Annotated in this window: 25 protein-coding genes; 16 read left to right on the forward strand and 9 right to left on the reverse strand. The window is 60.6% G+C overall.

All coding sequences use genetic code 11. From position 1 onward, the window contains the following. The gene (locus FHX05_RS19980) at positions 1–1,773 is read right to left on the reverse strand and encodes a cytochrome c biogenesis protein DipZ (RefSeq protein ID WP_183874025.1); all 1,773 of its coding nucleotides are present in this window, start codon (positions 1,771–1,773) and stop codon (positions 1–3) included. Between the two features lie 359 nt (positions 1,774–2,132). Here FHX05_RS19980 and FHX05_RS19985 point away from each other — a divergent pair, with 359 nt between their 5' ends. From FHX05_RS19985 to FHX05_RS20025, 8 genes are all read left to right on the forward strand, one after another. After that, positions 2,133–3,185: an alpha/beta hydrolase gene (locus tag FHX05_RS19985; RefSeq protein ID WP_183874027.1), complete on the forward strand. Its 1,053-nt coding sequence runs from the start codon at positions 2,133–2,135 to the stop codon at positions 3,183–3,185. A gap of 113 nt (positions 3,186–3,298) precedes the next feature. Beyond that, a complete protein-coding gene (locus FHX05_RS19990) occupies positions 3,299–4,039 on the forward strand; it encodes a response regulator (protein ID WP_112608818.1) in 741 nt (246 codons plus the stop codon). Then, on the forward strand, positions 4,036–5,358 hold the full coding sequence (locus FHX05_RS19995) for a HAMP domain-containing sensor histidine kinase (protein WP_183874029.1): 1,323 nt from the start codon (positions 4,036–4,038) through the stop codon (positions 5,356–5,358). The genes FHX05_RS19990 and FHX05_RS19995 overlap by 4 nt, the downstream gene beginning before the upstream one ends. 186 nt (positions 5,359–5,544) lie before the next feature. After that, positions 5,545–5,961: an organic hydroperoxide resistance protein gene (locus FHX05_RS20000; protein ID WP_183874031.1), complete on the forward strand. Its 417-nt coding sequence runs from the start codon at positions 5,545–5,547 to the stop codon at positions 5,959–5,961. 313 nt (positions 5,962–6,274) lie between these two features. After that, entirely contained in the window at positions 6,275–7,006 is a 732-nt protein-coding gene (gene minC, locus FHX05_RS20005; protein ID WP_183874033.1) for a septum site-determining protein MinC, read from the forward strand. A gap of 29 nt (positions 7,007–7,035) precedes the next feature. Continuing rightward, complete coding sequence (minD, locus tag FHX05_RS20010; protein WP_095437032.1) at positions 7,036–7,851, forward strand: septum site-determining protein MinD; 816 nt, start codon at positions 7,036–7,038, stop codon at positions 7,849–7,851. Further along, positions 7,848–8,108 (forward strand): cell division topological specificity factor MinE, encoded by a 261-nt coding sequence (gene minE / locus FHX05_RS20015; protein ID WP_015343376.1) that lies wholly within the window; start codon positions 7,848–7,850, stop codon positions 8,106–8,108. The genes minD and minE overlap by 4 nt, the downstream gene beginning before the upstream one ends. A gap of 341 nt (positions 8,109–8,449) precedes the next feature. Then, positions 8,450–9,196, forward strand: coding sequence for a polysaccharide deacetylase family protein (locus tag FHX05_RS20025; RefSeq protein ID WP_246699008.1), 747 nt, complete (start codon positions 8,450–8,452; stop codon positions 9,194–9,196). A gap of 15 nt (positions 9,197–9,211) precedes the next feature. Here FHX05_RS20025 and FHX05_RS20030 read toward each other — a convergent pair whose 3' ends face one another. Next, complete coding sequence (locus tag FHX05_RS20030) at positions 9,212–9,820, reverse strand: TetR-like C-terminal domain-containing protein (RefSeq protein WP_112608826.1); 609 nt, start codon at positions 9,818–9,820, stop codon at positions 9,212–9,214. A 111-nt stretch (positions 9,821–9,931) separates the two neighbouring features. Between FHX05_RS20030 and FHX05_RS20035 the strand changes: the two genes are divergently transcribed. The 3 genes from FHX05_RS20035 (at position 9,932) to FHX05_RS20045 (ending at position 14,431) form a co-directional block, all read left to right on the forward strand. Continuing rightward, positions 9,932–10,621 (forward strand): PspA/IM30 family protein, encoded by a 690-nt coding sequence (locus FHX05_RS20035; protein WP_183874036.1) that lies wholly within the window; start codon positions 9,932–9,934, stop codon positions 10,619–10,621. 42 nt (positions 10,622–10,663) lie between these two features. Continuing rightward, positions 10,664–10,945: a YiaA/YiaB family inner membrane protein gene (locus FHX05_RS20040; protein WP_112335778.1), complete on the forward strand. Its 282-nt coding sequence runs from the start codon at positions 10,664–10,666 to the stop codon at positions 10,943–10,945. Between the two features lie 90 nt (positions 10,946–11,035). Continuing rightward, positions 11,036–14,431 carry an acyl-[ACP]--phospholipid O-acyltransferase gene (locus FHX05_RS20045; protein ID WP_183874038.1) on the forward strand — a complete coding sequence of 1,132 codons (3,396 nt, stop codon included), beginning with the start codon at positions 11,036–11,038 and terminating at the stop codon, positions 14,429–14,431. 90 nt (positions 14,432–14,521) lie between these two features. Here the strand turns inward: FHX05_RS20045 and FHX05_RS20050 are convergent, their stop codons facing one another. From FHX05_RS20050 to FHX05_RS20060, 3 genes are read right to left on the reverse strand one after another with little or no spacing between them, the layout of a single operon-like run. Then, positions 14,522–15,535, reverse strand: a complete 1,014-nt coding sequence (locus tag FHX05_RS20050) for a HAMP domain-containing sensor histidine kinase (RefSeq protein ID WP_183874040.1) — start codon at positions 15,533–15,535, stop codon at positions 14,522–14,524. After that, entirely contained in the window at positions 15,535–16,239 is a 705-nt protein-coding gene (locus FHX05_RS20055) for a response regulator (protein ID WP_183874042.1), read from the reverse strand. The genes FHX05_RS20050 and FHX05_RS20055 overlap by 1 nt, the downstream gene beginning before the upstream one ends. A 45-nt stretch (positions 16,240–16,284) precedes the next feature. Continuing rightward, positions 16,285–17,766, reverse strand: a complete 1,482-nt coding sequence (locus tag FHX05_RS20060; RefSeq protein WP_183874044.1) for a DUF4173 domain-containing protein — start codon at positions 17,764–17,766, stop codon at positions 16,285–16,287. A gap of 686 nt (positions 17,767–18,452) precedes the next feature. Here FHX05_RS20060 and FHX05_RS30230 point away from each other — a divergent pair. The 3 genes from FHX05_RS30230 to FHX05_RS20070 are packed head-to-tail and all read left to right on the forward strand — an operon-like array spanning position 18,453 to position 20,079. Beyond that, positions 18,453–18,860, forward strand: a complete 408-nt coding sequence (locus FHX05_RS30230) for a hypothetical protein (protein WP_210294941.1) — start codon at positions 18,453–18,455, stop codon at positions 18,858–18,860. Between the two features lie 2 nt (positions 18,861–18,862). Continuing rightward, positions 18,863–19,525, forward strand: coding sequence for a serine hydrolase (locus tag FHX05_RS30235; protein ID WP_210294951.1), 663 nt, complete (start codon positions 18,863–18,865; stop codon positions 19,523–19,525). Between the two features lie 2 nt (positions 19,526–19,527). Continuing rightward, entirely contained in the window at positions 19,528–20,079 is a 552-nt protein-coding gene (locus FHX05_RS20070; protein WP_183874046.1) for a GNAT family protein, read from the forward strand. A 50-nt stretch (positions 20,080–20,129) separates the two neighbouring features. Here the strand turns inward: FHX05_RS20070 and FHX05_RS20075 are convergent, their stop codons facing one another. The 4 genes from FHX05_RS20075 to FHX05_RS20090 form a co-directional block, all read right to left on the reverse strand. Then, positions 20,130–21,794, reverse strand: a complete 1,665-nt coding sequence (locus FHX05_RS20075) for an SDR family oxidoreductase (protein WP_183874048.1) — start codon at positions 21,792–21,794, stop codon at positions 20,130–20,132. Next, positions 21,752–22,171 (reverse strand): thiol-disulfide oxidoreductase DCC family protein, encoded by a 420-nt coding sequence (locus FHX05_RS20080; protein ID WP_183874050.1) that lies wholly within the window; start codon positions 22,169–22,171, stop codon positions 21,752–21,754. The genes FHX05_RS20075 and FHX05_RS20080 overlap by 43 nt, the downstream gene beginning before the upstream one ends. A gap of 230 nt (positions 22,172–22,401) precedes the next feature. Then, on the reverse strand, positions 22,402–22,656 hold the full coding sequence (locus tag FHX05_RS20085; protein WP_112335769.1) for a hypothetical protein: 255 nt from the start codon (positions 22,654–22,656) through the stop codon (positions 22,402–22,404). A gap of 177 nt (positions 22,657–22,833) precedes the next feature. Continuing rightward, positions 22,834–23,736, reverse strand: coding sequence for a phosphatase PAP2 family protein (locus FHX05_RS20090; protein WP_246699009.1), 903 nt, complete (start codon positions 23,734–23,736; stop codon positions 22,834–22,836). A 398-nt stretch (positions 23,737–24,134) separates the two neighbouring features. Between FHX05_RS20090 and FHX05_RS20095 the strand changes: the two genes are divergently transcribed. Both FHX05_RS20095 and adh read left to right on the forward strand, forming a co-directional pair. After that, entirely contained in the window at positions 24,135–25,088 is a 954-nt protein-coding gene (locus FHX05_RS20095) for a GAF domain-containing protein (protein ID WP_183711597.1), read from the forward strand. 154 nt (positions 25,089–25,242) lie between these two features. Continuing rightward, positions 25,243–26,751: an aldehyde dehydrogenase gene (gene adh / locus FHX05_RS20100; protein WP_183874054.1), complete on the forward strand. Its 1,509-nt coding sequence runs from the start codon at positions 25,243–25,245 to the stop codon at positions 26,749–26,751. The last annotated feature ends 41 nt before the right edge of the window (positions 26,752–26,792 follow it).

Below are 26,792 nucleotides of genomic sequence, written 5' to 3' on the forward strand. Positions count from 1 at the left end.
TCAGCCGAAGGTGAAGGCGTAGGCCTGCACCCCGGGATCGAGGAAACGGATCTCGAAGTTGTGTGCGGTGACGTCACCGGACTGGCGGACGAGTTGGTAGAGCTTGGTGACAGTCACGGTGCCGTTGCCGTCGGCATCGATATCGGAGCCGTGGTCGGCGTCGGGCGCCGTCCCATCCACAGTCACCTGGAAACGGATCGGTTTTCCGTCCGCCGAGGGACCAAGGACGAGATGCAGGTCGCGGGCGCTGAAGCGATAGCTGATGCCGCCGCCTGCCTTGTTGAGCGTCGCCTGCTCGGACCCGACTGTCCAGATGCCGGCCAGTCCCCATTGGTTGAGGCCGGGACTGGCAACGGAATAGTCGGCGGCGGTGTCGGCCTTCAGGCCTTCAGGGGAGACGAAACCTGTTGCCTGGCTGTAGCCGACATAGGTTTCGCCGGAGCGGATATGGCCAAGGTCGGGGCTCGCTTCCGCACCCTTCGCATCCGGAACGACCGGGCCGCTTTGGGCGATCTCGCTGCCGGCTTCGCGCAGCAGGTCCTGGATTGCCTGTTCGGTCTGGCGGTAGTTGCCTTCGCCGAAGTGCTGGTAGCGGACCTGCCCCTTGGCATCGATCAGGTAATGGGCCGGCCAGTAATTGTTCTCGAAGGCGCGCCAGATGCGATAGTCGTTGTCGATCGCGACCGGGTAGCCGATCTTGAAGTCGGCGATCGCCTTCTTGACGTTGTCGACGTTCTTTTCGAAAGCGAATTCCGGAGCGTGGACGCCGATCACGACGAGACCCTGATCCTTGTACTTTTCCGCCCAGGCACGAACATAGGGGATGGTGCGGATGCAGTTGATGCAGGAATAGGTCCAGAAGTCGACGAGGACGACCTTGCCGCGAAGTCCGGCCGTCGTCAGCGGCTCAGAGTTCAGCCAGGTGACGGCGCCGTCGAGCGAGGGGGCGGGGCCTTCGATCGGAAGATCGCTGTGGAATGGACGTGCCGCGTCTGTGGCAACCTTCATGGCACTGTTGCTGGCAACCTCGGTCTCCGGGGCTGAGGTCTTGGGGTGCAGCTTCTCGAGCAAAGCCTGTTCGAAGGAGCCGGTGCTTGCATAGGAGAGGCGGGCGAGCAGGCCGGTATCGAGGCCGAGCGCGATGGCGGCAACGCCGGCCAGAACAGCCGCGCCTGCGACCTGGCGAATGCGTTCGCTGACGCCGAGGGACTGCTTCATGCGGGCAAAGATCTTGCCGCCGGCAAAGAGAGCAAGAGCAAGCGAGGTCGCGGCACCGGCGCCATAGGCAAGCAGCAGGAAGGTCGTCTGCAGATTGGCGCCCTTCAAGGCCGCGCCTGTCAGGACCAGCCCGAGGATCGGGCCGGCGCAGGGCGCCCAGAGCAGTCCAGTCGCAATGCCGAGTACGAAGGAGCTTCGGACGCTCGACGTAGCGCGTTGAGCGTCGGCGGCGTTCAGCAGGTTGTTGCCGAGATTGACGGCTGGCCGCGAAAGCGCTGTCGCTATGCGGGGTGAAATCAGGCTCAGGCCGAAGAGGCCGAGCAGCACGATTGCCGCGAGGCGACCATATTCATTGGCACGGATCGCCCAGGCGCCGCCGACCGCGGCAAGGGTCGCGACAACTGCAAAGGTGAGCGCCATGCCAGCCAGCATGGGCAGCGTGCTTCGGACGAAGGGCTGTCCGGCGCGGGCAAAGACGAAGGGGAGGATGGGCAGGATGCACGGACTGAGGATCGTCAGCGCACCGCCGAGATAGGCAATGATGAGAAGCGTCATCGTCTTGTTCCTTTAGAAGCAATTGACCGGCTGCGAACGGCGACGTGCCGTGCTCAGCAGTGACGCTATCTGTCGGTAGCGACGTATCTCGAATGTGTCTGAGTGGATGGGAGAATGTACCGAAACGTCAACGTTCCCCGTTTCGATACATTGCGATACAAACTGGCCGATTTGGGTGCGATTTCGCATGTGGCGCAGCTGCTTGCCTATGCGGTCGGAGAAAGGGTCCTGGATTGTATCAGACTGTATCTGTGCGGCCTGAAGCTACACAGATATTCAAAAGGCTGCTGCCTGCGACACATCGGAGATACATGTGGCTGGCTTTCTTGGGCTCACGATCCAATCTACAGGAGAGACAGATGTCCGAGGAAATCAACCACACCCGCCGCCGCTTTTTTGGCATGGCGGCCATCGCTGTTGCCGCCGCTGAATTCGGTCTGCCTGCAATCGCCGGTGCGCAGGAAACAAAGGCTTCCACATTGACCCTGCCCGTCGTTAAGGCCGGCACCCACACGTCTTTCGACGCGCTGAAGCAGATCAAAGCCGGTGTGCTCAATGTCGGTTACGCCGAAGCCGGTCCGGCCAACGGCCCCGTCGTGCTGCTGCTGCATGGCTGGCCCTATGACATTTACAGCTTCGTCGATGTCGCGCCGCTTTTGGCAGATGCCGGCTATCGCGTCATCATTCCCTATCTTCGCGGCTACGGAACCACTCGTTTCCTTTCGAAGGACACGCCGCGTAACGGCCAGCAGGCAGCACTTGCCGTCGATATGATTGCGCTTCTTGATGCGCTGAAGATCGAAAAGGTCGTCGTTGCCGGTTACGACTGGGGTGGCCGCACCGCCGATATCATGGCGGCTCTCTGGCCGGAACGCTGCAAGGCGCTGGTTTCGGTCAGCGGCTATCTCATCGGCAGCCAGGAAGTCAACCGCAAGCCGCTGCCGCCAAAGGCAGAGTTTGCCTGGTGGTACCAGTTCTATTTCGCCACCGAGCGCGGCCGTCTCGGCTACCAGGAAAATCGGCACGATTTCGCAAAGCTGATCTGGCAAACCGCCTCGCCGCAATGGGCCTTTGATGACACTACTTTCGATCGGTCGGCTGCCGCTTTCGACAATCCCGACCATGTCGATATCGTCATTCACAATTACCGCTGGCGGCTCGGTCTCGTCGAAGGCGAGGCGAAGTTCGATGCTTATGAAAAGAAGCTCGCCGTCGGCCCGGTGATTTCGATCCCGACCATCACCATGGAAGGCGACGCCAACGGCGCGCCTCACCCGGAGCCTTCGGCCTATCGCGGCAAGTTCTCGGGCAAATATGAACATCGCACGATCACCGGCGGCATCGGCCACAATCTTCCCCAGGAAGCACCGCAAGCCTTCGCCCAGGCTGTGATAGATGTTGATCGTTTCTAGTTCGGCGGTAGCGTGCGGGAGGGCGCCGGCGTAAGCTGTCGCCCTTAGCCGTTGGCGCCATAAGGGATGAATATTCGTAGCTTGATGTTTACGATGATGAGTGGGAAATCAAGATGGATCATGTCGACCATATCCTGATCGTTGATGACGATCGGGAAATCCGGGAGCTGGTGTCGAGCTACCTGAAGAAGAATGGGCTAAGAGCGACGACGGCTGCCGATGGCCGCCAGATGCGCAGTTTTCTCGAGGCCAATTCGGTCGATCTGATCGTGCTCGACGTGATGATGCCGGGCGACGACGGCCTGGTGCTGTGTCGCGAGCTTCGCGCCGGAAAGCACAAGGCGACGCCTATCCTCATGCTGACGGCGCGTAGCGACGAGATGGACCGCATTCTCGGCCTCGAAATGGGCGCAGACGATTATCTGGCGAAGCCTTTCGCCGCCCGCGAGCTGCTTGCCCGCATCAAGGCGGTTCTGCGCCGCACCCGTATGCTGCCGCCCAATCTGCAGATCAGCGAGGCCGGCCAATTGCTGGTCTTTGGGGACTGGCGGCTCGACACGGTCGGGCGTCATCTGCTGGACAAGGACGGCACGGAGATCACACTCAGCGGCGCGGAATACCGCCTGCTGCGCGTTTTCATCGATCACCCGCAGCGGGTGCTCAATCGTGATCAGCTTCTGAATCTGACACAAGGCCGCGATGCCGACCTCTTCGACCGCTCCATCGACCTGCTCGTCAGCCGTCTCCGCCAGCGTCTGGGCGACGATGCGCGTGAGCCGATCTACATCAAGACGGTGCGCAGCGAAGGTTATGTCTTCTCCGTGCCGGTGGAAATTGCGGAGCTTCGCCCATGACTGTGATCGACCTTTCAGGCCGCCGGTCATGGTGGCCTAGCACCCTGCGTGCACGCATTTCGCTGATCCTCCTGGCGGGGCTCGCGATCGCTTACGGCCTGTCTTTCAGCGTGCTCTATATCGAGCGCTACATGTCGGCAAAGGCGGTCATGCTCGGCACGCTGGAAAACGACGTCGCGACTTCGATCGCCGTGCTTGATCGCCTGCCGGCCGATGAGAGGGCGAATTTCGTCGATTGGCTGAGCCGCGGCAATTACAGTTTCGAGTTGGGGACGGGCCAGCCCGGCGTGCCCGATACCTCCGCCCATGGCGCGGAGATCGCCGCCAAGATAGAGGATGCAGTCGGCCATCGGTTTCCGATCCACATGGAAGCAATACCGGGACCCATCTCGCGGCTGCAGGCACATCTCAATCTGAGCGATGGCAGCCCGCTGACGATCGATGTTACGCCAAAGGGTGTCATGCCGATCGCGGCCTGGCTGCCTTATGTCTTCGTTGTCCAGATGCTGTTGATCGTCCTTTGTACCTGGTTTGCCGTCCGACAGGCCACGCGTCCGCTCGCCGAGCTTGCTGCTGCGGCCGATGCGCTCGATCCCAACAAGAAGAGCCCGGCCTTGAGCGACCGAGGGCCGAGCGAAGTGGCACATGCCGCAAGAGCCTTCAACGCCATGCGGGATCGAATTGCGCATTATCTCGAAGAGCGCGTGCAGATCCTCGCCGCCATCTCGCACGATCTGCAGACGCCGATCACCCGCATGCGCCTGCGCGCCGATATTGCCGATGATTCGCCCGAGAAGACCAAGCTGCTGCAGGACCTCGGCGAGATCGAGCGTCTGGTGCAGGACGGGATCGCCTATGCGCGCAGCGCCCATGGCAACGGCGAGAAAAGCGCGCGCATCGACCTTGCCTCCTTCATCGAAAGCATCAGCTACGATTATCAGGACACCGGCAAATCCGTCGAGATTCTCGGCCTCATCCAGGGCACGGCGACGACGAAGCCGCATGCGCTACGACGTATCCTCACCAATTTCATCGACAACGCCCTGAAATTTGCCGGAACGGCGGAAATCGCCGTGGAGCGGCGGGACACGGGCCAGATTGCGATCACCGTTCTGGATCGAGGTCCCGGCATTCCGCAAGACCAGATAGAGGCGGCCATGCAGCCCTTCTTCCGGCTGGAGCAATCGCGCAACCGCAACACCGGCGGCACCGGCCTTGGCCTGGCGATTGCCCAGCAGCTTGCCCAGACGCTCGGCGGCTCCGTCAGGCTCTATAACCGCGAAGGCGGTGGTCTGGCGGCGGAAGTCGTTATTTCCTGATTGTTCCTTCGAAAGACTTTCCGGCAATTTGTAAGCATTTGTATCCGGCCCGTTAAGGCCTACGTTTTGTGACACTTCCGGCTTTTCCGGAAACATGCCGGATACGTCGATCCATCAAAAACAACTCCGTCAACAGACGTTGCCCAACGCCACAACATAGCGGGCAACGCAACAAAGGAGTGTTCCATGACCAAGATCGACAAGGTTCTCTACACCGCCAAGACCCACACCATCGGCGGCCGTGACGGCTCGGCCCGCAGCGATGACAACCAGCTTGATATCAAGCTTTCGCCTCCCGGCAGCGCCCATGCCGGTACCAATCCCGAGCAGCTCTTTGCGGCCGGCTGGTCGGCCTGCTTCATCGGTGCCATGGGCCTTGCCGCCGGCAAGCGAAAGATCAAGCTGCCGGCCGATCTCGCCGTCGATGCCGAAGTGGATCTGGGCATGACCGAAGGCGCTTACTTCCTGCAGGCACGGCTGACCGTCAGCATGCCCGGCATCGAGCCGGAGCTCGCCCGCACGCTGGTCGAAGAAGCCCACCAGACCTGCCCCTATTCGAAGGCCACTCGCGGCAACATCAATGTCGAGCTGAAGCTCGCCTGAGAATCGCCCATGCATCGATATTGCGCGCTGCCCCGGAAGGTGCAGCGCGCCGAATCGTTAATTTTTCCGCGTCGAATAATCAGCAAGTCAGTTTCTGCTTTGCGCCTGGAGAGTCTCATGAGACCAATCATTCTTCTCCTTGCAGGAGCTGCGATTTTCGCCGCTCCATGCGTCTACGACCCCAGCTCCAACGAGCCTTCGGCACTCGCGAGCATCGCTGTTTTATGGGGCGGTTCGGGCTCGAATGGAGCCTCGCGTTAACCACTTGTTAACCATATGAGCGGTACACAGGATCAACGATTTATTCACATAGATGACCAAAGTGCTAACAGACGCTCGTTCGATCCGTATCAAGGGCCGCTCCTTTCTTGCGGTCATGCTTTCGCCGGATCTTCCGCTGGACCAGTGGTTGATCAGGCTTGACGACCTCGCAGCCCGTTCGGCCGGCTTCTTTCTGGGGAGGCCGGTCGTGCTCGATATCACCGACCTGCCGATCGACAAGGCGCAGCTCAAGGAGCTGATATCAGAGCTTTCGGCCCGCAATGTCAGCATCATGGGCATCGAGGGCGGCCGCCCGTCGATCGCCGGCCCCGGCATGCCGCCGATCCTGAAGGGTGGGCGCCCGGCTGCTGATTTCGAGGTTTCCGAGGCCGAGCCGGTCGTGGAGCGCCGCAACAGCGAGCCCAAGGCGCCGCCGCCGGAAATCCGGCCGGTCACGCAGTCGCTGATCATCCGCGAGCCGGTGCGTTCGGGGCAGTCGGTGATCTTTCCAGAAGGCGATGTCACGGTCATCGGTTCCGTGGCGTCCGGCGCGGAAGTCATCGCGGGTGGATCGGTCCACATCTACGGCGCCCTGCGCGGCCGCGCCATGGCAGGCTCGATCGGCAACGCCTCGGCGCGAATCTTCTGCCGCAAGCTCGAGGCCGAGCTTTTGGCGATCGATGGCATTTACAAGATGGCCGAAGACATATCACCCGGCCTCAGGGGACAGGCCGTCCAGCTCTGGCTGGATGGTGAAACGATCATGGCCGAAAAACTAATCTGAGCCGAAGCCGGCCAAAACAGGAGAGCAAGATGGGCAAGGTAATCGTCGTCACATCAGGCAAGGGCGGAGTTGGAAAGACGACTTCGACGGCCGCATTGGGGGCGGCTCTGGCACAGAGAAACGAAAAGGTCGTCGTCGTCGATTTCGATGTCGGTCTGCGCAATCTCGATCTGGTCATGGGGGCGGAACGCCGCGTGGTCTATGACCTCGTCAACGTCATTCATGGCGACGCCAAGCTGCCGCAGGCGCTGATTCGCGATAAGCGGCTGGAGACGCTCTTCCTCCTGCCGGCCTCGCAGACGCGCGACAAGGACAATCTGACGCCCGAGGGTGTCGAGCGCGTCATCAACGAGCTCAAGAACTATTTCGATTGGGTCATTTGCGACAGCCCGGCCGGTATCGAGCGCGGCGCCACCCTTGCCATGCGCCATGCCGACGTCGCCGTTGTCGTCACCAATCCGGAAGTCTCCTCGGTACGCGATTCCGACCGCATCATCGGCCTGCTGGACTCCAAGACGCTCAAGGCCGAGCGCGGCGAGCGCATGGAAAAGCATCTGCTGCTGACCCGCTTCGACGCCGGCCGCGCCGAACGCGGCGACATGCTGAAGGTCGACGACGTGCTGGAGATCCTCTCCATTCCGCTCCTCGGCATCATTCCGGAAAGCACTGATGTCCTGCGCGCCTCCAACCTCGGCTCGCCGGTCACGCTTGCCGATGCGCGCTGTGCACCGTCGCTTGCCTATTTCGACGCCGCACGCCGCCTTGCCGGCGAGCAGGTGCCGATCACCATCCCCGGCGAAAAGCGGGGTATCTTCGGCAAAATCTTCGCAAGGAGGGCCGCATGAGCATTTTCGGACTGTTCCGCAAGCAGAGATCTGCACCGATGGCGCGCGAGCGTCTGCAGATCCTTCTTGCCCACGAACGCGCCTCCGTGGGCTCGGATCTCGTATCCGTGCTGAGAGAGGAAATCCTCGCCGTCATCGCCAAGCATGTACAGGTCGATCGTGACAAGGTGCAGGTGAAGATGGATCGCGACAAGGATGTCTCCATGCTGGAGATCGACGTGGAGATCCCGCGTGATGCGACCTTGAAGGCCGCCTGACGAGGGATCAACGCCCGTCAAATGTGCGAATTCTGTCACATGGAACTCTCGTGTGGCAGAATAGCTAAAATTTTCGCAGCCGGCTCTTGCAAAGGGTGCGATTCGCGATTATTTGCGGGTCATCACCTGTATCGATGGCCTGTCGCGCTGACATTTCTGTGTCGAGCCGGCGTTCGCTGTCCGGGTTAAAAAGCAAGGGCGCTCCCCAGAAATGGGTAGAGCGCCCTTTGCTTTTGTCGTGCTCGCGGCGCTTTTCTTGTTCCATGCGATGTGCCAGTTTGCGGCGACGATACGGGGAGGCGGCTGGCTTGGGCGGATTGAATCATCGAAGGAACGCGGTCTTGAGATGGCTGCTCGCCGGCATCCTGGCTGCGGCCTGCGCCGTCTCCGCTCGCGCGGCGGACGGGACGATCTTTCTGACATTCGATGATGGGCCCTTGCCTGGAACGAAGAACATTCTTTCCGTGCTGAGCCAGGAAAATGTCCCCGCCGCCATGTTCATGGTCGGCCAGCATGTCGAAACCATTCCCGCCGGGCGCGATCTCTTGGCAGAGGCCAAGGCCATGCCGCTGGTAACCGTCGGCAATCACAGCTACAGCCACGCCAATAATCGCTACAGACGATACTATTCCAACACCCAGGCCGTCGTCGCCGACATGCTTCATGCCAATGAAGTGCTCGGTCTGACGCCGATCGTCAATGCGCGATTGCCGGGCAGGGACGTCTTTCGGCTTCCGACCGTATCGAGGGAGGATCTATCCATCAACGTTGCCCAATGGGAGCGCGAATGGCTGGATTACGAGCTTGTCGCCGAAGCGGGATTCTATCTCTACGGCTGGGATTTCGAGTGGGTACACAGCGACGACGGCAAGCCCGTGCAATCGGTGGATCATCTCGTCAATGAGATCGATCACCTCTTTCAGTATGGTCGCTTCACGCAGCGGGGCAAGATGATCCTGCTCATGCACGACGAGATGTTTCAGGATCAGTTCAACGGGCGCGAAAACCTGCAGTCGCTGATCCGCAAGCTGAGGAATCGCGGCTACGCTTTCGGCGATATCCGGAATTACGCGCCCTCGAAACAGTAAAAACCATAAATCCGGCTAGCCTTGTCGTGCGGCGGCCCCGGCTGCGACCGTCAGGATGAAATCGTCGAGCTCCTGTTCCAGGCTTTCGATCGGCAAGCCGACGAAACGCCCCTCCAGGCTGATGCTGACGACGCCATGCACAGCGCCGAAAAGCGTTCTCGCCCTGATCGCGCGCGCCGTCTCCGACATGTTCGGCTGCAACTCCGCGAGCGGCTCGGCAATGACGCCCATCAGGAACATGTGCTCTTCGAGATGCCATTCGGGGCTGGGGCGGTCATCCGGAGGCCGATGGTCGAAGAGCGCCTTCCATAGATTGCGATGGGTAACTGCAAAGCGCAGATAACCGCGTGCGAGATTGCGCAGCCGGTCTGTCGGTGTGTGATCCCGAACCTCCGTCAGCGCCAGCGATGCCTCAAGCGCCTTCAGCGTTGCCGAATTGACGTGAATGACGAGGTCGTCGAGATCGGCAAAGACAGTGTAAAGACCTCCGAGAGCGCAACCTACATCCTGCGTGACATCGCGCGCCCTCAGGTTCGAGAGCCCGTCTGCAGCGATGCGATTGCGTGCCGCCTCGATCAGCCGCTGCTTCAGATCCTCGCGCTTTTCCAGGGTTTTTCTCGCCATTAACTATTCCAATTCTATTTTTTGAACATTGTTCAAAATTATTCTTGAACAATGTTCATGATTCTGGCATACATCGTTTTGTGAACATCGTTCATAAACGGGAGACGACAAATGTTCAATTCAATTCTGACGCTCATTCGCGGTCGGGCCTATGATGCGGAACAGGCGTTCATCGATCGCAATGCGGTACCCTTGCTGACGCAGCAGATCCGCGAGGCGGCCAGTGCCATCCAGTCGGCACGGCGGGCCGTGGCAATTGCCGTCGCGCAGAATGAGCAGGAAAAGAACCGGCACGCAGCGATCATCGGCCGCATTGCGGACCTGGAAACGCGCGCCGTTGCCGCCCTCCAGAGGGGAAGCGACGAACTTGCGCGGGAGGCGGCCGAGGCGATCGCCCAGCTCGAAGCCGAGCGGGATGCTTCCGAGAAGGCCCAGACGCAATTCACTCAGACGATCGGCAAACTCAAGGCAACCGTTCGCACATCGGAAGCACGGCTGCAGGAATTGCAGCGCGGCGAGCGCCTGGCGCGGGCTACCGAGCAGACACAGAAGCTCAATGCCGCCTGCGACGACAATTGCGGCCTGGCGACGCTCGATGACGCCGAGGAGACGCTCGCCCGTCTTCAAGCCTACCAGAGCCGCTGCGAGATCGCAGCCTCGACTATGAAGGAAATGGATGCCACGAGCCGGCAGGCCCATATCATCGAAAAACTCGCCAATGCCGGCTGCGGCGCACCGCTCGGCCCTTCTGCCGACGACGTACTTGCCCGCCTGCGCCAACGCTTGAATTCAGCAGCCTGAACGAAGACATCAAACACATCAGATAATTGAGAGGATACGATCATGAACGACAGCTTCCAGAAACATTCCCAGGCTTGGGTCAGCTTCTCCTACATCTCTTTTGCCGCAGCGGCTTTCATGCTCCTCGTCGGCCTTTACATGATGCCGATCGATCTCTGGGGCAAAGGCTATCTCGCCATGGGCATTCTGATGCTGGTGCAGACGGCGGTCAACGTCACTAAGACCGTTCGTGACAACAGCGAAGCTGACAAGCTGATCCGCAAGGTAGAAGATGCCCGTACGGAAAAGCTTCTGGTTAAGTTCAATCGTGACGGTCAGGACTAATCTTTATTAACGACGCCATAGAGTTGTATCCGCGCTCAACCTTTGCGTAACAACTCTGTGGCGTCCTGTTGGCCGAATGAGGGATACGCTATGCAAACGCACCTGATGAGATCGAGGAAGTTCGCGCCGCTGTTCTGGACGCAATTCCTGACTGCCTTCAACGATAATTTCTTAAAGCAGACTCTGGTTTTCGTTATTCTCGCGCAGATGGCGACGGAGGGCGCGGCGCTGGTCACACTTGCCGGCGGCATCTTCATCGTGCCGTTCCTGCTCCTGTCGGCGATTGCCGGTGAGCTTGCCGACAAATACGACAAGGCCAGAATGGCGGAGCTTTTGAAGCGCTGCGAACTCCTGGTGGCGGCGATCTCGGTCGTCGGCATCGCCTTCTCCTCGATCTGGATCCTGATGCTCGCCCTCTTCGGCTTCGGCGTCATTTCCTCGCTCTTCGGGCCTATCAAATACGGTATCCTGCCCGATCATCTGGCAAACCGGGATCTCCCCAAGGCCAACGCCTGGATCGAGGGCGGCACCTTCATCGCCATTCTCACCGGCACGATGGTTGCGGCCGTCGCCTTCCGCGAGGGCGAGAATGTCTGGATCTTCGGGCCGATGATGATGGGGCTTTCGATCCTCTGCTGGTTTGCCGCCCGCATGATTCCTGCGACCGGCTCCAAGGCACCCGATCTCGTCGTCGACACCAATGTCATGCGCTCCAGCTACAGGTTGGTCAACGAGCTTCGCGCCGATAGCCGCATCTGGCGGGCGTCGCTGATGAACTGCTGGTTCTGGTTCGTCGGCGCCTTCATCATGTCGATGCTGCCGGTCATGGTCACGGACATTCTCGGCGGCTCGGAAATCGTCGTTCCAGCTTATCTTGCGATCTTCGCTATATCGGTTGCCATCGGCTCAGCCATTGCCGGATGGATGGCGGCCGGCCGCATCGTGCTTTTGCCGGCGCCCATCGGCATGCTGATCGTCGCTCTCTTCGGCCTCGATCTCGGCTGGAACCTCTGGGGTTTGCAATCAACCAGCCATGCTGAAACCATTCTTGCCTTCTTCGCCGGACCGAAGACGATCCGTGTCGCCATCGATCTGGCCGGCATGGCGATCGGCGGTGCTTTCCTGGCCGTTCCGACCTTCTCGGCCATGCAGAGCTGGGCGAATGAGGATCGCCGCGCCCGCGTCATTGGCGCATCGAATGTGCTCTCCGCGCTCTTTATCGCTGTGGGCTTGGCGCTTGTGGCCGTGCTTCAAGCCGTGGGTCTGTCGATCCCGGTCATCATTCTCAGCATCTCAGTGCTCAATATCGCGATTGCCTGGTTGATGCTGAAAATGCTGCCGACCAACGCCTTCCGCGATCTGATCTCCATCATCTTCCGCGCCTTCATGCGGCTTGAAGTCGAAGGTCTGGAAAACATCCGCAAGGCAGGCCCCGCGCCGATCATCGCGCTCAACCATGTGAGCCTGCTGGACGGCGCACTCGCGCTTGCCATCACCGAGGAAGAGCCTGTCTTCGCCATCGACTATGCCTTCGCCAAGAAGTGGTGGATGCGGCCGCTTTTGAAGATGTGCAAGTTCCTGCCGCTCGACCCGACCAAGCCGATGGCGACGCGCTCGCTGATCAAGGTCATCCAGGATGGCAGCCCGGTCGGCATCTTCCCCGAGGGGCGCCTGACCGTCACCGGCACGCTGATGAAGGTCTATGACGGCGCTGCCATGGTCGCCGACAAGACCGGCACGATGATCGTTCCCGTCCGCATCGACGGACTGGAAAAGAGCTACGCCTCCTATCTGACCTCGAGCCATGTTCGCCGCCGTCTCTTCCCCAAGGTCAAGGTGACGATCCTCGAGCCGGTCAAGCTCGATGTTCCCGCCGAGCTCAAGGGCAGGAAGCGCCGTATCGCCGCCGGCGCTGCCCTCTACCAGATCATGTCGACGCTGATGTTCCGCACCGCTGACACCAACAATACAGTCCTCGGCCGTGTCATTGACAGCGCCCATGAATATGGCGGCAAGAAGCTCGCCGTCGAGGACCCGATCGCCGGCAAGCTCTCCTATGCCAAGCTCCTGACAGGCGCTGCGGTGCTGGGTGCGAAGTTTAGAAAGATGTTCCCGAACGAGAAGACGCTCGGCGTGATGCTGCCGAACGCCAACGGTACGGCTGCAACCGTGCTCGGTGTCATGTCGGCGGGCAAGGTTCCGGCCATGCTGAACTTCACGGCTGGCGCTGCGAATATCCTCTCCGCCTGCCGGACAGCGGAGGTCAAGCATGTGCTCTGCTCGCGCGCTTTCATCACGCAGGCCAAACTCGGCCCGGTGGTCGAGGAGCTCGAAAAGCATGTTGCCTTTGTCTGGCTGGATGAACTGCGCACGCAGATCACCTTCTTCGACAAGATCGTCGGCCTCATGCGCAAATATCGGCCACTGGTGAAACGTGGCGCCGATGATCCGGCCGTCATCCTCTTCACCTCCGGTTCGGAAGGCGCGCCCAAAGGCGTGGTGCTGACGCACCGTAATGTCCTCTCGAATGCCGCCCAGGCCGCCTCGCGCATCGACTTCCACCCCGGCGACAAGGTGTTCAACGTCCTGCCGATGTTCCACTCCTTCGGCCTGACGGCAGGCACGATCCTGCCGCTGGTCTCGGGCGTGCCGGTGTTTTTCTATCCCTCGCCGCTGCACTATCGCATCGTGCCGGAGCTGATCTACGTCTCCAACGCCACCATCGTCTTCGGCACGGATACATTCCTGAACGGCTACGCCCGCACCGCTCATCCCTATGACATGAGATCGATCCGCTACATCTTCTCGGGCGCCGAGCCGGTGAAGGCATCGACCCGCGAGGTCTATATGGAGAAATTCGGCCTGCGCATCCTGGAAGGCTATGGCGTGACCGAGGCCGCCCCGGTGATCTCGCTGAACACGCCGATGTACAACCGCACCGGAACGGTCGGCAAGATCATGCCGGGCATGGAATGGAAGCTCGAGCCGGTTGCCGGCATCGATGAGGGCGGCCGCCTTCTCATCCGTGGCGCCAACGTCATGGCCGGCTACCTGCGCGCCGACAATCCCGGCGTTCTCGAACCGCTGTCTGAAGGTTGGCACGATACGGGCGACATCGTCACCATCGATGAGGAAGGTTTCGTCAAGATCCGCGGCCGAGCCAAGCGCTTCGCCAAGATCGGCGGCGAGATGATCTCGCTTGCTGCTGTAGAAACACTTGCGGCACAGCTCTGGCCGGGTGCCCTCAGCGTTGTCTCGTCCGTACCCGATGCCAAGAAGGGCGAGCGCCTCGTGCTCCTGACCGATGCGCCGGGTGCGACTAGAAGCGATTTCCTGGCCTTCGCCAAATCGAAGGGTGCCACGGAAATGATGGTTCCCGCCGAAGTGACCGTCGGCAAGGTGCCTGTCCTCGGTTCCGGCAAGGTCGATTTTGTCACCGCGCGTGCGATGGCTTTGGAAGCTCAAGCGCAGTCAGAGGCAGCGTAGGCTCCCATCTCGAAATAGTGGTGCGGCCGATGGTTTCAGCCTTCGGCCGCCTTTTTTTGTCGCCGGCGGCTCATGGCGGAGTGCGCCGTTTTAGGCGGCAATGGGAAGGATGATCTGAAATGCTGTGCCATCCTTGCTGCTCTCAAGCAATTCGATGCTGCCTCCGTGGGAAGCGAGCATGGCTCTGACGATGCCGAGCCCCATGCCCGTGCCGCCATCGTCCCGTCGCGTCGAGAAGAAGGGTTCGAAAATGCGCTCCCGATTGCCATCGGCAATGCCGCGACCATTGTCGCGAATTTGGATCGATATCCCCCGCCCTTCGCCGCTTGCCTTGATTGCAAGGTCTGTCGCGCCGTTCTGAACGGCATTTTCCGCCAGATTGGCGAAAATAATGCCGGCTGCCTCGCCGGGCAAAGCCAGCGTCTCGTCGGCGCTGCCTTCATAGATGATCGTCAATTGGCGAAATTGCATCTCCAACTGGGCAATGATATCGCGAAGGCTGCTGGAGCCCTGTTGGGATGGAAGCTCGGCCTTTGCCAGTTCCCGCAGGCGCGACAACAGCCGATCCAGCCGTTCGGTGTCGGCGATGATGTTTCCGAGGAAGCGGCTGCGCTGCTCGTGGCTCATCGGATTTTGGTCGTCATCATCACGCAGCAGTTCCGCCGCTCCCTTGATCGAGGTCAAGGGCGATTTCAGTTCGTGCGAAACATGGGTGGCAAAGGAGCGCACATAATCGGAATGATCGACCAGCTTGCCGGCGAGATCGAGAAAGCTCTGTGAAAGGGTCGCGACTTCGCGCGTGCCGTAGATTTCGAGTGGCCGGATCGCCGAGCGTCCGCCGCGAGCGATCTCCTCGGTTCGGGCAATCAGGGCATTGATCGGCGTAGTCAGCGTGCGCGTCAGTACGTAGGCGACGATGAGGGTAAGGATCAGAACGGCGGCGAGGGTGGCGATCTCCGCCGGCGCCATGGCGCCGGAGGCGGCGCGCACGGCGCGAAACCAGATGATCGTGAGCATCGGCAGCATCATCACGGTCAGAAGCACCGCGTAGACGATGAGGGCGAGCGGCGGCCGCCATTTCGACTTCACCCGCGGCGTACGCATCAAGCGTTTCCTTCTGTAGCCGATGTCAGTTTAAAGCCGACGCCGTGCACCGTGGCGATGATGCCCTTGCCGCCAACCGCCGAAAGCTTGGCACGGAGATTGCGGATATGGCTGTCTATGGTGCGGTCGGCGACCTGCATGTCAGCGCCATAGGCCGCTTCCATCAGTTGATCGCGGCTGAAGACGATCTCGGGGCGCGAGAGCAGCGTCTCGAGGATCGAGAATTCGAGCGCCGTCAAGGTGAGCGGCACATCGGCGAAACTGGCGGTGCGGCTACCGCGATTGAGCCGCAGAGATCCCGCGGACACGGAGCCATTGGCCGCATCCGGCTCCGAGCCATGGCGGCTTCGCTTCAAGATGGCGCGGACCCGGGCAACCAGCTCGCGCGGACTGAAGGGTTTGGTGACATAATCGTCGCCGCCGATCTCCAGACCCAGAATCCTGTCGATTTCTTCGTCGCGCGCCGAGAGGAAGAGGATCGGAAGGTTCGATGCCTTGCGAATGCGGCGGCAGACTTCCAGCCCATCCATGTCGGGCATGCCAACATCGAGGACGATCAGATCGAGACCGCCTTTGTGAAAGGCCATCATGGCCTCTGTGCCGTTGCGCGCGGTCGTCGTCTTCATGCCGGCGCGGTCGAGCGCGAAGCAGATCACGTCGCGGATATTCGGTTCGTCGTCGGCGACGAGGATGCGCGGTGCCATGTAGTGCCTGTTCTGGTTATTCTGCTCTTTGTCTTCGTTTCGGCCTCATCTGACAAGGGTCGCATCATTTTTGAGGTAAGCATCGAGACGAGCATCGCGATAGGTCCAGCTCCACCAATCGTGCGAGCGTCTGACATGCTGCCATAATAGTGCTTCGCGCACCTTGCGAGCATTCACGTCGGCAGGCAGCGATGCCAGATAGGTGTCGAGTGCCGGAATGGCGGCAGGGCCAAGCGTCGAGAGATAATCGAGATCGAGAACGACGCCTTCGCCCGATATTTCGCGGCTATGGGCAACGTTGAAGCGGGCGATGAAGGCGGGAATGTCGGCGAATGCGGCGGCATAGAGTGTAAGAACCAGCGCTGCGGAGCTTAACGCGATCAGCCACTCGTTGGAGCGACGAAGCAGGATGCGCAGGAGGATGAGGAAGAGGCCGACTGCGACCAAGCCCATCCAGATGCCGGCCGCAACGCGCAGCTCCGTCAGCGAATAGACTTCGACATAGAGATCGAGCCGCAGAATGGAGGAAAGGCAAAGCAGGATGTTCTGCGCGATCCAGAGAAGTACCAGGCCGCGAAGCAGGGGACTTCCGTCGCCCGGTCCGCCGCGCCGCATGGCGGCAAGCACGAAGACGGCGGCAAGGATTGCGGTGAGTATCAACGGATAGGCGCCGCGATGGGCGTATTCGGCATGGCTCATGCCATCGGGCAGGCTGGCGCCACCCCAGAGATAGGTGAGATCGAGTAGTGTCTGCACGGCAAACAGCGCGTTGAAGACCAGAAGCGAGCGCAGCAATGCGGCATGGCCGAACAGTCCATCTTCAATCCTGGTGGTGACCGCTGCGACCCCTTCGCGATGGTGACGGCGGCGCCTCAGGCGTGGATGAAGCAGCGTAGAGAGGAAGATTGCGATGACGAGCCAGAAACCGATGCGCCACATGCTCAGCAGTTGCAGCAGGAAAGTGAGGTCGATGCTGCGCAGCGTCTTTTCGATCAGCGGATTGGCCATCGCGAAAAGAGCAAGAAAGCCGGCGGCAAACGCGAGCGGCATGATCCAGCCGCGCAGATGATGTCGAACACCGTCCGGCGCTGGCTTCTGCAGCCGCCGCAGCCAGCGATAGCTCGCCTGGCGGAAGGGCCGAACCGGCAGATCCAGCAGGAAACGGAGCAGCGCCAATGGTAAGCGCGTCGATTGCCCTGGGAGCAATCCGCCAACACCCAGCGATATCAGGCAAAGCCCAAGCAGGCTGGTGGTGATGCCTATCCAGGATGCGGTCTCGACAAGCGGCGCTGACGCAACAAGGCAAAGGATTACAAAGGCTGCGATCTTTGGAATCGATTGCCTTCTTCTGGAGGAAATCATCAGACCGGCGGCGACGGCATTGGCGAAGAGAAAGAGATTAACACCCGGCACCTCGTCGAAGAGAAGAATGTCGGCCAGGGCGATAAGGGAAATGAATGTGAGGAGTTTGCGATAGGGACTGCTTATGGGGTTTGTGGGGAGGGCAAGTGTATCGGATAGGCTCATCGGTATCGGCTCCGTGAGGGATGTTCGGCCAAGGCGAAGGGTATGATCCTGGCTTCCTGAACCGGCGGATCGGCTGGCGGCTGACGATCGTCCTCCAGCCACCAGCCTTCCTTGAGAAGACTGCGTGGCAGGCGGGCGGGTGGAATTGCGATTGTCTCGGGCGTGTTGTTCATGGCGCGACGATGGCGTCCGCCTTTGCAGAATTTGTGCAGAAGCTGAGGAGCTCTTCAGGAAAATTGGGCAAGTCGGAACGTTCAGATCATCGCGCTTGTATGAGATCTGAAAAGAGTTGCCGCCGACGAGGCCATACTGGACGAGGCAAATTTAGCGTTGCGTGAAATATGTCTCAAAATGGGGCAGTCCCTTGTGGAGTTTAATCCTGTGTTTCCCAGCTTCCAGTCCGCCTATGGATTGCCGGTGTGAAAATCGATTTCTTGACCCGGCTGTCGTACTCACCCCTGACGACAGCCGGGAATCTCGGAAGCGGCCTTCAGCCGCGACCGGGATTCTCGTCAGAAAAAGGAAGGCACCACATTTGCGATGAGACGCAAACGGACCTGAGATGGGGCAGGGCTGATCGAAAGACCGGCCAATATGGATGCCAAATTGCTGCATCGTCGCCTTGCTGCATGCGCGCTTTGATTGTAGCTTTCCCTGACGGTCGTTGAGCGAAGGGTGGAGATTGCATGGTCATCACGCAGGGCAATTCATCCTCGTCACCTGATCGCGGAACCTTGCAGGCCATGGGTTTTGATCCAGAGCTCCGCCGTAAGTTTGAAGCCGGCATCGAATCCGGCTTGCTGCGCGATCTGCATGTCGTGCTTGCCGCTCGTTCCGGGCGTGTATGCCTGGAATATTACGCCATCGGCTCCGACGAAAATTGGGGAGATCCGCTCGGGGATGTCGCCTTCGACGCGGATACGCTGCACGATCTTCGTTCGGTCACCAAGAGCATTGCCGGCCTTCTTTATGGCATTGCACTCGATAGAGGATTGGTGCCGCCGCCGAATGCATCGCTTTATGAACAGTTCCCGGAATACGGCGATCTCGCCAAGATCCTGCGCGCGCCAAGATCGCCATTGCCCACGCGCTGACGATGACGCTGGGGATGGAGTGGGACGAGGATCGTCCCTATACCGATCCGCTGAACAGCGAAATTGCGATGGAGAATGCTCCGGACCGATATCGTTTCGTCCTGGAACGTCCGGTGATCGCAGAGCCGGGAACGCGCTGGATTTATTCCGGCGGCAGCGTCGCGCTTGTGGGTGCTATCATCGAGCGCGGCACGGGCAAGCGTCTGCCCGATTTCGCGCGCGAGGTTCTCTTCGAACCGCTGGGGATTGCCAAATTCCATTGGAACGCCGGGCGTGATGGCGTGGCGTCGCCTGCATCCGGGTTACGCCTGACTGCTCCGGACTTGCTGAAGATCGGGATGCTTTTCGTGCAGAATGGCGCGTGGAACGGGAAAAGGATCGTCTCGGAAGAGTGGATCGCGCAATCCCTCGCGCCGGCGATTTCGACCGGGGACGGTTTGAGCTATGGCAGATTGTGGTTCTCAGGCGATGCACCGGTGCCGGCGTTTGACGGTCAGCGGTCGTGGTATGCGGGCTTCGGCAATGGCGGGCAAAGGCTCTGGCTGATGCCCGATGCGGGTATCGCCGCTGTCATCTATTCCGGTAAGTATAATTCCTGGGATGCCTGGATTACGCCCACCCGCGTCTGGCGCGAGATTATCCTTGCCAATCTGCTGAAAGCATGAAGATGGCGCCTTCAAAAGCCGAGTTTCCCACACTCGTCACCGAGCGGCTGCGGCTTCGAGAAGCAAGCATGGACGACCGCGACGATTTCCATGCGCTGATTTCAATTCCGGAGGTCACACGGTTCTCGAACTGGGTTGATGCGCCGAAAATGGCGCAGATCGAGCGCTCTTTGCGATGGATGATCAAAATCTTTCCCAAGGGAACGGGTTGCTCATGGATCATCGAGGATCGGGTTTCCGGCCAATTGCTCGGAGCCATTCGCTTCAACAGCTTCGATAAGCATGCCAGATGCGCAGAACTGGGCTATGAACTGCATCCCTCCGCCTGGGGCAAGGGGCTGATGAGCGAAGCCGCGCGTGCCATCGTCCGATGCGGCTTTGATGTCTTCTCGCTCAATCGCATCGAAGCCTGGACATTGCCGGGAAACACCGCGTCCGACCGGGTTCTGGAAAAAGCGGGCTTTCAATATGAGGGCACGCTGCGGCAGAAGGCGCGATTCAAAGAGGCCTTCCACGATTTCCGCATGTTCGGCTGTCTGGCCGGCGACCGGTAAACTAGCCTCTAGTCGGTCCCCGGCCGATTTCGCCAGTCGGTCTTGCATTATCAATCAATCCGCTTCAGCCAGCCTCGATAATGAACGACGGGGCCGATGAGCGGCAGGGCAATCGGTACATCGAAGTGGAAGCGGCCGTCTTCTGCCCATTCATGAGCGACGCTTTGGGGTGCCAGAAAGAGCGGCAGCGGAATGCGCAGGAACGACCAGTGTCGCATCGCCATGCTGAGTCCGTTGCCACGGATGGGAAGATCGAATGCAAAGCGGAAGGGGCCGAAGCGTTCGACGAGGTGGCCATTCTCTTCGCTCAAATGGCTGCGGAAACGCCGGCCGGAAAAATCCCGCGTCCATTCTTCGATGCCGTTGTTTTCCTCGAAGGAGACATGCAGCGCGTGCTTTCCGGCTGCGGGAAAGCCGAATATTTTCGCGACCAGCCGGGCAAGAGGAGAACGCCCGCGGGTGACGACTGCCTCTCCTTTGGCGCCGCCATCGCCGAAGACATGGTGCATCGCACGTACCGGCTCGGAAAGATGCGCGAAAGCAGGACCCATGACACGCTGATAGAGCGGCGTATAGGGTGCTTCCGTCATTTCCTCGGTGATTGCCAGATCGCGAAACAAGGTCCGGAAATCCTCAAGCGACAGGAGCCCGCCGGCGTGACGGGCGCCGGGTAGAAGACGGCCGTCGCGCAAGGCCCGCGCCAGCAACTGCGCCGGAAGCGTGGGAATTTCCACGCCGTGGCCATTTTCGGCAATCAGGGTCCAGCGGCGAGCCTTCATGGCGCCTTGCTCAATGCCCTTGATCTCGATCGTCATAGCCGAGCGCGCCGTGCCAAGTCTCGCTGTCAGGCGTTGCAGCGGCAGCAGAAAGCGACTGATCTTCTTGAGCGATGTCAACCAACCCCAGGCAACTGGCCAGGACAGCAGCCAGAGTGCCAAAGTCTGAAAGGCGAATTCCGGCCCCGCCCGGAAGATGACACTGGGACGCTCGGCAAAGCTTTCGACCAGCAGGTCGTGATCCGGCACGTCGGCCAGCGCCACCAACCGGTGCAGGGGGCGGCGGCCGGCAATGGCATAGGTTTCGCGCTTCAGCATGTGCCAGCCCATCGCGTCTTGCCAGCGCCGGCCGCGCCAAAGCCGCACCGGCCTGCCGACATAACTCAGGATCGCCGATGTGACCGAGGCGCCTGCGGTCGCGAGGTTGGAGGCGCTGATCGACATTTCTATCGAACGAACCTCGTCCATGTCCTTGGCAAGGTCCGCCACCACGGCGCTGGAAAGCGCCGGCACGCTCGACGCCCCCGAGATGACGGCGACGCCGGCAGCCTTCGCCCGTTCATCGAGGCATCTAATCGCGCCGACGAAATCGCGCGCGTCGGCAAGATCGAAGTAGTGGATGCCGGCCTCCATGCAGGCTCGCGGAACTCTGTCATCACTTTGCTGGAAGGGACCTGCCGCATCGATCAACAGAAAGGGCCCGTGCTCGCCGAGTATCGCAGAGATATCGCCCTTTCGATCGGCTTGCAGACCAATCGCATGGGGCAATCGAGCGGCGAGCGCTTTCGCGGCTTCGAGATTGCGTCCGGCGACCAGAACCTCGAAGCCGTCGCTGGCAAGGCGCCGCGACAGCCGCGCGCCGAATCCGCCATAGCCGCCGAGAACGAGGATTCTTTTCAAAGGATGCGGCTCGCCTGCTCGGGTGTCGGAAGCCAGCATGTCTCCCGTTTGCCGAAGATGCGGTAGCGATTGCGCGCAAGCCAGAGGTAGATCGGATCGCGCAGCATGCGGGGTATGATGCGCAGCACGGAAATCGCTTTCCAGGGCCAGCCGAGGCCGGCATAAATGGCCAGCACTGCGTCGCTGTCGCGCAATACCTTTGCGCCGTCGACGATGATGAGGCTGTCGGGATCGGCGGGATCCATGCCGCAGCGGCGATAGAGCGCGATGCCGGTTTCATTCTGCATGGAGGCAAGACGGAAACGACCAAGATGGTCGTGACGAAGCACGAACCGGGCGTTGGCGGTACACAGGACGCACATGGCGTCGAAGACGATGATCGGCCCTTGATGGTCGCTGATGGTGCTTTTGTTCATGCTGGCGGCGTCTTTTTCCGTAAACCGGTCTCGCCACAGCTTTGACCAGTTGCATCGCGGCCGTCAATTGCACGTTTCCGTGGGCTGCCATGTCAAACCGGCAAACGACCGTGAAGTTTATATCGCAGGGCTAGGCTGCGGAAGGATCGAAAAAAGCAGGCCGATCGATCTGTCGGTTGGCATGGGGCCCGATCTGCTAGACCGGGCCACGCGCATCGCGGAAGAGTAGCTTAGCGATAACGCCAGCCACCATGCCACCACTCGCGATGCACCCAATAGCGATGTCCATCCCAATAGCCACGGCCAGGATAGAAGATGCCATAGGCCGGAACCGCCGGCACGACGACCACAGGCCGTCCATTCGGGCGGCAATAACCGTACGGCCCGCGATGCCAGCCGATACCGCACCCGTCGCGAGCCTCAGCCGGTGAAATGGCGGCAAGGCAGGCGATTGCGGCGAAAGTCAGCAAAATGATCTTTTTCATGATGTCCTCATTCGTCCTTGAAGAGCTTCAAGCTGTTATCCCTTCAGCGCTTAAACGGCGGCGAGTGGCAAATCCGTCGCTGCATAGCGATGATTTTGCATTCGGATGCGAAAGGCTGGTGGCTTCGGCGGCGCCGAAGTGGACAGGCGATGCAGGAGAGCTGCACCCGCTGCGGGATCAGGATCGAATTTCAAAGGCTCGGGATGCAAGGCCAGCCTGAGCCGGGCACGATTTTGCCGCAGGCAGGGTTTTCTTGCCGATGAAGGGCATGCGCCGGATCAAAGCGCGCAGAACGGCGAGAACTGCCTTGTATTGTTCCCCAGGACACAAGCGGCCATTGGAATCATAGGCGAAGAGGAGGCGCCGTCGCGCGAATGCGTGCGCCAGCCATAGGGCAAAAGCGACGCCGACACCCCAGCCCATCAGCGTGTCGCTTGCCCAATGCGCGCCAACCCATTGGCGCGACAGGCAGATCAGGATACCGATCGGCATGAAGACGGGGCGAAGGCGGGGGAAGACGAGCGCCAGCGACATCGCCATGGCGCCGGCCGTTGCCGAATGTCCGGAAGGAAAGGAGGCGAAGTCGGCATGGAAGGCGAAGGGGCGAAAGAAAAAGGCGCCGTTCATATCCAGGAGTTCCGGCCTGGCGCGACCGATGATGTTCTTGGCGAGCGAATCGACAATGCCGCCGCCGGCGACCGCCAGGAAGACGAAGGCAGCCGCAGTCGCGATGAGATCTGCCCCTGTTCGCATGGATTTCCGCAGTTTGTGCGCAGGCGCGAGGATCGCAAAAATCAGCAGCGCTCCGCTGAATGAGAGCACAAGAAGCCCGGTGCCGAGGCTGCTGATCCACCTCGCCGTCCCTCGCAACTGCGCGGGAAAAGACTTCATCCAGATGCCCAAGGGATAATCGGCCGTCCACATGACGAGCAATGACAGCGCGAGGAAAATGGCGATGATGACGATCGGGCGCTCGAGAAAAGCACGATTTGCAGGGGGCTTGATGGTCGGTGTGTTGAAGAAGCAGCGAAGGCCGCCGGCCATTCGTCTGCGACCGGTGTCGGCGGAACGCCCCAGCATTTCTTTTATGGCCTCTCGGCCTCGCTGCCATGCCTGCATAAAGCCGACTTTCCGTTGCTGTCGAAACAGCCTCTTGTGGAGCCGGGCCACCAATCGCCTTTCGCTCCTTTTCCCTTGGAAAGCTGCTACCGCAACACACTGACAGCCGCCTGAAAGATCTCGATGGGCAGGCCGGATCCCGGTTGTCGGGACGACAAAGCGAAAGCCGGGCATCGACCAGCCGATTTCGACGACCCGAATTGCAAAGTCGTGGCTGAAGGGATGAGCAGTGCCCAAAAAGAACTTTTATCAATGAGATGGTCGCTACTTCCGGCTACCTTGAACGAAAGTCGCCAGGAGGATTGCTTCATTGGCCATTTTTAGCGACAATTGGGTTAGCGTTCGGTGGGAGGAGCCAAATGCACGACTATTCCGCACATGCGGATCAGGTTTACGCGTCGGCGCAATCGGCGGCGGCGAGTTCTTCGGTTGTTGCCTCCTGGCGACGGTGCATGGTCATGCATCGTCTTGCGCCGGAGGAGAAGCGTCTGCCGATGCGCTTGACTAGCCAGGAATTTCAAACGGCGCTGGAGCGATCGGACCGGTTGGTTGCCGAAGCTGCCAATGAGTTGGATCGCCTGTTTCTCGCGGTCGGCAAGGCCGGCTGCTGCCTGCTTCTGACCGATCGCAATGGTATCGCGCTGGAACGCCGCGGCGCCGTCGGCGACGATAAGGAGTTCCATGATCTCGGCCTATGGACCGGTTCTGTCTGGACGGAAGCGAGTATCGGTACCAACGGCATCGGGACTGCGCTTGCCGACGAGCGGGCCGTTGCGATCTTCCGAGACCAGCACTTTTTCTGCTCCAACATCAATCTCAGCTGCACCACGGCGCCGATCCGCGATCATCGCGGCCAGCTTGCCGGGGCACTCGACATTTCGAGCTGCCGCGACGATGTGAGCGACGGGACACTGGCGATCCTGTCGCAGACGGTGCGCGACGCGGCAGTGCGCATCGAGCTCAATCTTTTCCGCAGCGCCTTTGCCGGTGCTCGCTTCGTCATGGTGCCGACGGATATCGCATCCACTTCGGCACTGCTGGCGGTTGACCGCAACGACCTCGTGCTCGGTGCGACCCGCGCGGCCCGCCTTGCATTGAAGCTCGACGATCATCGCATTGCCGCGGGCATTCCGGCCTCCGATGTTCTTCGCGAGCAGCAAGGGGGCGCGGGCGAGGATCTGATTGAGGCAGAGCGCGCCGCCTTGCTCAGGGCTCTTTCACGCGCTAACGGCAATGTCTCCCAGGCGGCCACGGCGCTCGGCATGAGCCGTTCGACGCTGCATCGGAAGATGAACCGGCTCAATCTGCACTGAAGTGCCGTCAACGCGCATTCGATCCGGCGGATGTCGCAGAGTTGCGACACTGTGCGCTGCAGCACGGCAAGCCACCTCTATCGCCGGCCGCGATGTGGCCGCAGACTTCTCCCATCGGTTCGCTCATCGAACCTGCCGACCAAGGGAGGATGGCATGCTGCATCAAAAGATCGTGGAATCTCCGTTCAAGCTGAAATATGGCAACTATATTGGCGGCGAGTGGCGCGAGCCGATTGCCAGAAGGTACTTCGACAACTTGACGCCGATCACCGGCGGCAAGATCTGCGAGATACCGCGCTCCGACGAAAAGGACATCAACGCGGCCCTCGACGCCGCTCATGCGGCGAAAGACAAATGGGGCCGGACCTCCACGACCGAGCGCTCCAATATCCTGATGAAGATCGCCCAGCGCATGGAAGACAAGCTGGAAGTGCTGGCGCAGGCGGAAAGCTGGGACAATGGCAAGCCGATCCGCGAGACTATGGCGGCCGACATTCCGCTCGCCATCGATCACTTCCGCTACTTCGCTTCCTGCATTCGCGCCCAGGAAGGCTCGATCGGCGAGATCGACCACGATACCGTCGCCTATCATTTCCATGAGCCGCTCGGCGTCGTCGGCCAGATCATTCCCTGGAACTTCCCGATCCTGATGGCCGCCTGGAAGCTTGCGCCGGCGCTTGCCGCCGGCAATTGCGTCGTCATCAAGCCTGCCGAGCAGACACCGGCCTCACTTCTGGTCTGGGCTGAGCTGGTTGGCGATCTCCTGCCGCCGGGCGTGCTCAACATCGTCAATGGCTTCGGCCTGGAGGCCGGTAAACCGCTTGCAACGAGCCCGCGCATCGCCAAGATCGCCTTTACCGGCGAGACGACGACAGGCCGGCTCATCATGCAATATGCCAGCCAGAACCTGATCCCCGTCACGCTCGAACTCGGCGGCAAGTCGCCGAACATCTTCTTTGCCGATGTCGCCGCCGAGGACGACGATTTCTTCGACAAGGCGCTCGAAGGCTTTGCGATGTTCGCGCTTAACCAAGGCGAGGTCTGCACATGCCCGAGCCGAGCGCTGATCCAGGAATCGGTCTACGACCGCTTCATGGAGCGTGCTGTCAAGCGCGTGGAAGCCATCAAGCAGGGCAATCCGCTTGATGCCGCAACCATGATCGGCGCCCAGGCATCGAGCGAGCAGATGGAGAAGATCCTCTCCTATCTCGATATCGGCAAACAGGAAGGCGCCGAAGTGCTGACGGGCGGCGGTCGCGCCGATCTCGGCGGCGAGCTGTCGAGCGGCTATTACGTCAAGCCGACCATCTTCAAGGGGCATAACAAGATGCGGGTCTTCCAGGAGGAGATCTTCGGCCCGGTCGTATCGGTCACGACCTTCAAGGATGAGAAAGAATCGCTCGAAATCGCCAACGACACGCTCTACGGCCTCGGCGCCGGCGTATGGACCCGCGACGGCAATCGCGCTTATCGCTTCGGCCGGGAGATCCAGGCTGGCCGCGTCTGGACGAATTGCTACCATGCCTATCCGGCGCACGCTGCCTTCGGCGGCTATAAACAATCGGGCATCGGGCGCGAGACGCACAAGATGATGCTCGATCACTACCAGCAGACCAAGAACATGCTGGTGAGCTACAGCCCGAAGGCACTCGGCTTCTTCTGAGTTCTCCCAACCAAGCGAGCAAGGCTCCCGGCTGCGGCCCG

This window comes from Rhizobium sp. BK491 (assembly GCF_014194925.1).
Taxonomy (GTDB): Bacteria; Pseudomonadota; Alphaproteobacteria; order Rhizobiales; family Rhizobiaceae; genus Rhizobium.